Source organism: Streptomyces sp. NPDC036764, from assembly GCF_055609385.1.
This window is the reverse complement of record NZ_JBVJPT010000025.1, coordinates 46,513-54,366: the sequence shown is the minus strand read 5'-3', so window position 1 is coordinate 54,366 and position 7,854 is coordinate 46,513. Positions and strand designations below refer to the sequence as shown.

Annotated in this window: 7 protein-coding genes, 1 pseudogene and 2 riboswitches; of the genes and pseudogenes, 5 read left to right on the top strand and 3 right to left on the bottom strand. The window is 68.4% G+C overall.

Features of this window, described 5'->3' with window-relative positions; all coding sequences use genetic code 11:
• From ACZ69Q_RS44795 to gcvT, 3 genes and pseudogenes are all read right to left on the bottom strand, one after another.
• Positions 1–161 (bottom strand): annotated as a pseudogene (locus ACZ69Q_RS44795) (serine hydroxymethyltransferase); the annotation flags it as partial.
• A gap of 15 nt (positions 162–176) precedes the next feature.
• Complete coding sequence (gene gcvH / locus ACZ69Q_RS44790; RefSeq protein WP_471054510.1) at positions 177–554, bottom strand: glycine cleavage system protein GcvH; 378 nt, start codon at positions 552–554, stop codon at positions 177–179.
• 121 nt (positions 555–675) lie between these two features.
• Positions 676–1,794 (bottom strand): glycine cleavage system aminomethyltransferase GcvT, encoded by a 1,119-nt coding sequence (gcvT, locus tag ACZ69Q_RS44785; RefSeq protein WP_471054509.1) that lies wholly within the window; start codon positions 1,792–1,794, stop codon positions 676–678.
• Between the two features lie 37 nt (positions 1,795–1,831).
• Positions 1,832–1,948, bottom strand: a riboswitch (glycine riboswitch).
• Positions 1,949–2,047, bottom strand: a riboswitch (glycine riboswitch).
• Between the two features lie 171 nt (positions 2,048–2,218).
• Here gcvT and ACZ69Q_RS44780 point away from each other — a divergent pair.
• From ACZ69Q_RS44780 to ACZ69Q_RS44760, 5 genes are all read left to right on the top strand, one after another.
• Complete coding sequence (locus tag ACZ69Q_RS44780; protein ID WP_471054507.1) at positions 2,219–2,893, top strand: AAA family ATPase; 675 nt, start codon at positions 2,219–2,221, stop codon at positions 2,891–2,893.
• A 79-nt stretch (positions 2,894–2,972) separates the two neighbouring features.
• On the top strand, positions 2,973–3,764 hold the full coding sequence (locus ACZ69Q_RS44775) for an enhanced serine sensitivity protein SseB (RefSeq protein WP_471054506.1): 792 nt from the start codon (positions 2,973–2,975) through the stop codon (positions 3,762–3,764).
• A 147-nt stretch (positions 3,765–3,911) separates the two neighbouring features.
• Positions 3,912–4,709 (top strand): enhanced serine sensitivity protein SseB C-terminal domain-containing protein, encoded by a 798-nt coding sequence (locus ACZ69Q_RS44770; RefSeq protein ID WP_471054504.1) that lies wholly within the window; start codon positions 3,912–3,914, stop codon positions 4,707–4,709.
• Positions 4,710–5,070: 361 nt separating this feature from the next.
• Complete coding sequence (locus ACZ69Q_RS44765) at positions 5,071–6,069, top strand: ABC transporter permease (protein ID WP_471054503.1); 999 nt, start codon at positions 5,071–5,073, stop codon at positions 6,067–6,069.
• A gap of 26 nt (positions 6,070–6,095) precedes the next feature.
• Entirely contained in the window at positions 6,096–7,847 is a 1,752-nt protein-coding gene (locus ACZ69Q_RS44760; protein ID WP_471054501.1) for an ABC transporter substrate-binding protein, read from the top strand.
• Positions 7,848–7,854: the final 7 nt, after the last annotated feature.

Below are 7,854 nucleotides of genomic sequence, written 5' to 3'. Positions count from 1 at the left end.
CCCTGCGCCTCCATCACCGCGACCGGAGCGAAGTTCTCCGACGCGATCATCTCCAGCGTCGACTGCTGACGCTCCAGCTCGGCATCCAGAGCCGCGGCGATCGCCGGATCCAGCTCGTGCAGGGGGGTGTTCAGAAGCGACTTGTCAGACGTGTCAGACATAAGGGATACGACTCCTCAGCCGGCGGTGTGGGCGACGTACTCGTCGGCGGAGAGCAGGTCGGCCGGCTCCTCCGTGATGCGTACCTTGAACAGCCAGCCACCCTCGAAGGGGGCGGAGTTCACGAGCGCCGGGTCGTTCACCACGTCCTCGTTGATCTCGGTGACCTCGCCCGTGACGGGGGAGTACAGGTCGGACACCGACTTGGTCGACTCCAGCTCGCCGCAGGTGTCACCCGCGGTCACGGTCGAGCCGACCTCGGGGAGCTGGGCGTAGACGACATCGCCGAGCGCGTTGGCCGCGAACTCCGTGATGCCGACCGTCGCCACGCCGTCCTCGGCGGTCGACAGCCACTCGTGCTCCTTGCTGTAGCGAAGCTGCTGGGGGTTGCTCATGGCCTGAATTCTCCTGTACGCGCGGGAGTGGTGGTGAATGGGAGACGGCTGGATACGTGCGTGATCAGCGGAAATGTGCGCAGAGTCACGCACGCACCGCTGTCAGTCTCTTCTTGTGGCGCTACTTCTGCCGCTTGTAGAACGGCAGCGCCACGACCTCGTACGGTTCGTGGCTGCCCCGGATGTCCACGCCGACCCCGGCGCTGCCCGGCGCCGAGTGCGCCGCGTCGACGTACGCCATGGCGATCGGCTTGCCCAGGGTGGGGGAGGGGGCACCGGAGGTGACCTCGCCGATGACCTCGCCGCCGGCGACGACCGGGTACCCGGCACGCGGGACGCGACGCCCCTCGGCGATCAGGCCGACCAGCACGCGCGGCGGGTTCTGCGAGGCGCGCTCGGCGGCCTCGGCCAGCGCCTCGCGCCCGACGAAGTCGCCCTCCTTCTCGAACTTCACAACCCGGCCGAGCCCGGCGTCGAAGGGGGTCAGGGCGGTGGTCAGCTCGTGGCCGTACAGCGGCATGCCCGCCTCCAGGCGCAGCGTGTCCCGGCAGGACAGCCCGCAGGGGAGCAGGCCGACGCCCTCGCCTGCCTTGGTGAGCGCCTGCCACAGCTCGACGGCGTGCTCCGGCTTCACGAACAGCTCGAAGCCGTCCTCGCCGGTGTAACCCGTGCGGGCGATGAGCGCGGGGACGCCGGCGACGGTGCCGGGCAGGCCGGCGTAGTACTTCAGGCCGTCGAGGTCGGCGTCGGTCAGGGACTTCAGGATGCCGGAGGACTCGGGGCCCTGGACGGCCAGCAGCGCGTAGGCGTCGCGGTCGTCGCGGACCTCGGCGTCGAAGCCGGCGGATCGTTCCACCAGGGCGTCGAGGACCACCTGGGCGTTGGAGGCGTTGGCGACGACCATGTACTCGGTCTCGGCGAGCCGGTAGACGATCAGGTCGTCGAGGATGCCACCGTCGGCCTGGCAGATCATGGTGTAGCGGGCGCGGCCGACGCCGACGGAGGCGATGTTGCCGACGAGGGCGTGGTTCAGCAGAGCGGCCGCGTCCGCGCCGGTCACGGTGATCTCGCCCATGTGGGAGAGGTCGAAGAGGCCGGCCTTGGTGCGTACGGCGTTGTGCTCGTCGCGCTCGGAGGCGTAGCGCAGGGGCATGTCCCAGCCGGCGAAGTCGGTCATGGTCGCGCCGAGCGAGCGATGCAGGGCATCGAGCGCGGTACGACGGGGTTCGGTGCTGCTCATCGGTCGGTTGTCTCCCAAGGCATGACGGCGAGGTCGTTCCTCCCCATCTGTCATCGGAACCTGAGAGGTTCGCCATGATCCCGGGAGACCGTGATCACGGCTTGCACCTTGGGTGGAGCCGCTGCACACACAGCGACCCGCTTTTCAGATGTGCCTCGCCCGCGCGGTAACGGGGCCTGAGAGATTCAAGGGAGGGACTTGCTCCTTCGGCGCCCCAGCGATGCACTGCTGGGGACTCTCCCGCGCGGATTCAAACGGCCGGTATGCAGTTGGCGCGGCCATCATTGCATGCCGGGCACGTCCGCGGCAGGGCCACGTCTGTAACCGGCTTGTGGCAGGAAGCGAACGAAAATACGAGAGATCCTCTATTACCTTCTCTTTACGCTCAGTGGGGATGGGGACTCCTGACCCCCGGAGGAGGACGATGACGGTGAACCGCACCACGGCGTACGCCACGACGTCGGGCCTGGCGCTGCCCAAGCAGCCCGCGGCTCCAACGGTCGAAGCCCGCGCCCTGTGCCCCGCGCCCGTGGTCCGTGATCTGCGCGAGCGCTCCGGCCACAGCCCGCACGCGCTGCTCTTCGGCCCCAAGGACCTCGTCGTGATCACCGGCCTGCCCGGCAGCGGCAAGTCGACGCTGATGAAGCGGACGGTGAAGGGCCGCCGTGTCGACTCCCAGGACACCCGGGACCGCTGGGACGCCCGCATGCCGGGCTTCCTCCCCTACGCCGTCTACCGCCCCCTGGTCCGCCTCGCGCACTACGCCGGGCTGTACCGCGCGCTGCGCTCCGGCGAGGGCGTCGTCGTGCACGACTGCGGCACGCAGGCCTGGGTGCGCGGCTGGCTGGCCCGCGACGCCCGCCGCCGTGGCGGCACGCTGCATCTGCTGCTGCTCGACGTGACGCCGGGCACCGCCCTTCAGGGCCAGCGCGAGCGCGGCCGGGGCGTCTCGCGGTACGCCTTCCTGCGGCACCGCAGAGCGGCCTCCCGTCTGCTGCGCTCGGCGGCGAAGGGCGATCTGCCGCAGGGCTGCGGTTCGGCGGTGCTGATCGACCGGGACGCGGCGGACGTACTGCGCCGGATCGGGTTCGCGGGCTGACCGCCCGCAGACCTGTCGGCGGCGGACACCGGCTAGCCTTCTGAGCCTCAGACGTGGTTCACAGCAGGCGGTCAGACAGATGGACTTCCCAGCGGATCTCCCCGCGGACTTCTCGGCCCGGGCCCACCTCCACTCACACGGAGGCTGGCCCGGCAACGAACTGGAGGAGGTGCTCTCCGCCTCCCTCGGCATGCCCTCGGCCGGCGCCCGGATCATCGAGGTGCTGGGCCGCAGCTTCGTCTGGGTGCCCCTGCCCAACGGCGGCGGCCCGCACAGCGGCCCGCTGGACCTGCCCACGGTGGAGATCGAGGGCCAGGGCTACGTCCCGGTCTTCAGCTCCGAGGAGCAGTTCCGCCAGGTCGTCGGCTCCCACATGGCGTTCACGGTCGCCCCGGCCGTGGAGTTCGCGCGCGGCCTGCCGCCGCAGGTGGGCATCGCCCTGAACCCCGACGGCGTGGTCGGCGTCCCGCTGCCCCCGCCGGCCGTCGCCGAGCTCTGCCGGGTGGGCCGCACCTCGCTGGACGGCCCCACCTCCGGCGGCCGGGTCAAGCTCTACGAGCCGGACTGGCAGGAGGACCCGGTCGACTTCCTCGCCGCGGCGTCGGCCGAGTTCGCCGGGACCGGCGTGGTCGCGACGGCACGTCGCTGCCTGGCGCTGATCGAGACGGCCGCCCCGGTGATGTTCATAGGCGTCGAACTCTCCCAGTGGGAGGGCGACCTGCGCGCCGCCCCCACGGCGGCCCTCGCCCGCGCCCTCGGCCGCACCCCGGTCCCCTGGCAGGTCAACCTGGTCCTCCTGGACGTGGCCCAGGACCCGGTGATCGAGTGGATGCGCGCAAAAGTACGGCCCTTCTACACGCGGGAACTCTGAGAACCTTGGGGGCGCGGGGAACTGCGCGACCAGCCCCCTCCGGCCCGCAGTCAGAAGACCACCTCAAGTCCCGAGCTCTCCACGGCTCTCCCAGCGGAGCGCCTAAGCTGGGCTTACAAGCCATGTTTCCCGAAGGGGCGGTAAATCGTGAGCGCGAGCGGCACAACCTCGACCGGGCAGGTCGAGCACATGCTGCGCCAGGTGACGCCGGGGCGCTACGACGCCTACGAGGCCCTCCTGCGGGCCCTCGCCACCCCTTCCACCGGCCAGGTCTGGATGCTGCTGTGGCACGGCCAGGCCGGGTCCCCGGACGCCCAGTACGGAAACATGGAGGTCGACGGGTACGGCTACGCCCCGTGCGTCACCTCCGCCCAGGAGCTGTCGGCCAGCGGCTGGAACCGCAGCTACGAAGTGGTCGACGGCGTCGACGTGGCCCGCACCCTCTACCCGGACCACTTCGGCCTCTGGCTGAACCCGCACGCCCCGGGCGGCGGCGTCGGCATCCCCTGGCTCGACCTGCGCCGTATCGCCACCGGCCTGGACCGCCAGCCCGCCGGCCCGCTGCGGCTGTCGGAGCCCGGCATCGAGATCCCGCAGTTCTACGCCCTGCTCGCGCAGAACGCCCACCGCACCCCGGCTGTGCGCGCGCTGCGCCGCGCCTGGGTGCAGCCGGCGCTCGGGGCGCCGTATCTCGCCATCGGGCTCGACGTGTACGACACCAGCCCGCCCGCGGTGGACTCGGTGCGCTCGATGATGCTCCAGTCGATCGGCGCGGTCCCGGACGGGCTGCCGGTGTCGACCGTGGCGATGTCCGACGAGGACGATCCGATCGCCATGTGGATGCGCGCGAGCGCCCGTCCGTTCTACGACCGCGAGGCGCACGCCGCGCCCGCGCAGGCTCCCGCCGGCGGCTACGGTTACCCACCGGCACCGGGCCGTTACTGATCATCGGGGGCACTTACCTACCGTTAAGTCGGTATCGCGACTTCGTAGGTGCATGCGGGCGTTGACTGCGGTTTCATAGGCAAATCTCCGCGCGTAGATGCGATCAGAAGGTCCCAGTCCGCCCTCATACGCCCCAACTGACTCGCGTCCGCCGGGCGTTACCCACTGTTCGGATAACGGAACCCCCCAGACAGCATCACGGTTGCGCATACTTTCCCGGCCACCTCTGGCAACAGATCGCCAAAGCGTTGAAGACTCCCCGCAAGACACGGGCCGGTCGGTCCTGTGTACGAGAAATGCAAGCCGCTACAGCGGCAGCCAGGGGGTCGGCAACCGTCGGCCGAGAGGGGTCAATCTCACCGTGACCGCACCGATCGAGACAACGGGAGCGGAGGCTGGAGCGCAGCCCGAGGCCGTGCTCTCCGGAGTCAAGAAGAGCCAGATCGAGGGGCGTTCGCTCACCCAGATCGCCTGGATGCGCTTCAAGCGGGACAAGGTCGCAATGGCCGGAGGCGTCGTCGTCATCTGCCTCGTGCTGATGGCGGTGCTCTCCAAGCCGATCCTGTGGGTGTTCGACCTCGACCCCAACCAGTTCAACCAGGACCTGATCGACCCGGCCCTGCTCGCCCCCAAGGGCGGCTGGGGCGGAATGAGTTGGGACCACCCGCTGGGCGTCGACCCCCAGTACGGCCGCGACATGCTCGCCCGCATCATCGACGGCTCCTGGGTCTCGCTGCTGGTCGCGGGAGGCGCCACGCTCCTCTCCGTGGCCATCGGCACCGTCCTCGGTGTGGTCGCCGGGTACTACGGCGGCGTGGTCGACAGCATCATCAGCCGGCTGATGGACACCTTCCTGGCCTTCCCGCTGCTGCTGTTCGCGATCTCCATCTCCGCCTCTGTGCAGGACGGTTTCTTCGGGCTCGAAGGACTTCCGCTGCGCATCTGCGTGCTGATCTTCGTGATCGGCTTCTTCAGTTGGCCGTACATCGGACGTATCGTGCGGGCGCAGACCATGACCCTGCGCCGCCGGGAGTTCATCGAGGCCTCCACGAGTCTGGGCGCACGCGGGCCGTACATCCTGTTCCGCGAGCTGCTCCCCAACCTCGTCGCGCCGATCCTCGTCTACTCGACGCTGATCATCCCGACGAACATCCTCTTCGAGGCGGCGCTGAGCTTCCTCGGAGTCGGCATCGCACCGCCGCAAGCCTCTTGGGGCGGGATGCTCAGCAACGCTGTCGATCTGTACACAGCAGATCCGCAGTACATGTTCGTGCCCGGATTGGCGATCTTCATCACCGTCCTGGCCTTCAACCTGCTGGGTGACGGGCTGCGTGACGCCCTCGACCCTCGCAGCAAGTGATCCATCGATAGAGGGGCTTTCCTCAGGTGAAGACGAGAAGGGTGACCGCCGCCATCGCGTCGGTTCTGGCGCTCTCACTGGGTGCTGCCGCATGTGGTGGCGGAGATGACAGTGACAGCAACGGCGGAGGCAACGGCAAGAAGGACGCCGCGCTGTCCTCCATCGTCAACGCGTCGACGAAGAAGGGGGGCACGGTCACGTACGAGCACTCGGACGTGCCGGACTCCCTGGACCCGGGCAACACGTACTACGGCTGGGTGCAGAACTTCTCCCGCCTCTACGCGCGTGCGCTGACCACGTTCAAGCCGGCTGCCGGCAAGGAAGGTCTTGAGGTCGTCCCCGACCTGGCGGAGTCCCTGGGCAAGCCCAGCGCCGACGCCAAGACCTGGACGTACAAGATCCGCAAGGGCCTGAAGTACCAGGACGGCACGCCGATCACGTCCAAGGACGTGAAGTACGCCATCGAGCGCTCCAACTTCGCGCCCGAGGCCCTGTCCAACGGCCCGACGTACTTCAAGGCCTACCTGGACGGCGCCGACAAGTACAAGGGCCCGTACAAGGACAAGTCCGCCGACGGCCTGAAGTCCATCGAGACGCCGGACGACAACACGATCGTCTTCAAGTTGAAGCAGCCCTTCGCGGACTTCGACTACCTGGCGACGTTCTCGCAGACGGCTCCGGTGCCGCAGGCCAAGGACACCGGCGCGAAGTACGTGCAGAGCATCGTGTCCTCCGGCCCGTACCAGTTCTCGTCGTACGAGGAGGGCCGTGGCGCCACCCTCGTCCGTAACAAGAACTGGGACGCCAAGACGGACCCGATCCGCAAGGCGCTGCCGGACAAGATCTCGATCAAGTTCAAGGTCAACCCGGTGACGGTCGACAACGACCTGCTCTCCGACAAGATCACGGCCGACGCCGCGGGCACCGGTGTCCAGCCGGCGACCCAGCCGAAGGTCCTGGTCGGCAAGAACGCGGCCTCCACGGACGCCTCGTACGCCGGTGCGACGCAGTACATCGCGCTGAACGTCAACGTGAAGCCGTTCGACAACGCCGACTGCCGCAAGGCCGTCCAGTGGGCGATCGACAAGAAGTCGATCCAGGACGCCATCGGTGGTCCGCCGAAGGGTGACGTGGCGAGCACGCTGCTGCCCCCGTCGGTGAACGGCTACACCAAGTTCGACACCTACGCGACCAAGGACAACAAGGGTGACGTGGCCAAGGCCAAGGAAGCCCTGAAGGCGTGCGGCAAGCCGAACGGCTTCGACACGATCCTGACCGCGCGTTCCGACCGTCCCGCCGAGGTTGCTTCGGCCACGGCCGTTCAGGCCTCGCTGAAGAAGGTCGGCATCAACGTCGAGATCAAGCAGTTCCCCTCCGGCAAGTACTTCTCCAACTTCGCCGGTGTCCCGAGCTACGTCCACGACAACAAGCTCGGCATGCTCTCCATGGCGTGGGGTGCTGACTGGCCGACCGGCTTCGGCTTCCTCGACCAGATCGTCAACGGTGCGGCCATCAAGCCCTCCGGTGGCAACAACCTGATGGAGCTGAACGACCCGAAGATCAACAAGGCCCTGACGGACGCGATCGCCAACACCGACGACGCGGCCCGCACCAAGGCCTGGGGCGAAATCGACAAGATGGTGCTCGACAACGCCTCGGTCGTCCCGCTGATCTACCGCAAGAACCTGCTGTACCGGCCCGCTTCCGCGGCCAACGTCACGGTCACGCAGGCCTACCTCGGCATGTATGACTACCTGCTGATGAGCTCCACCAAGTAGTAACCAG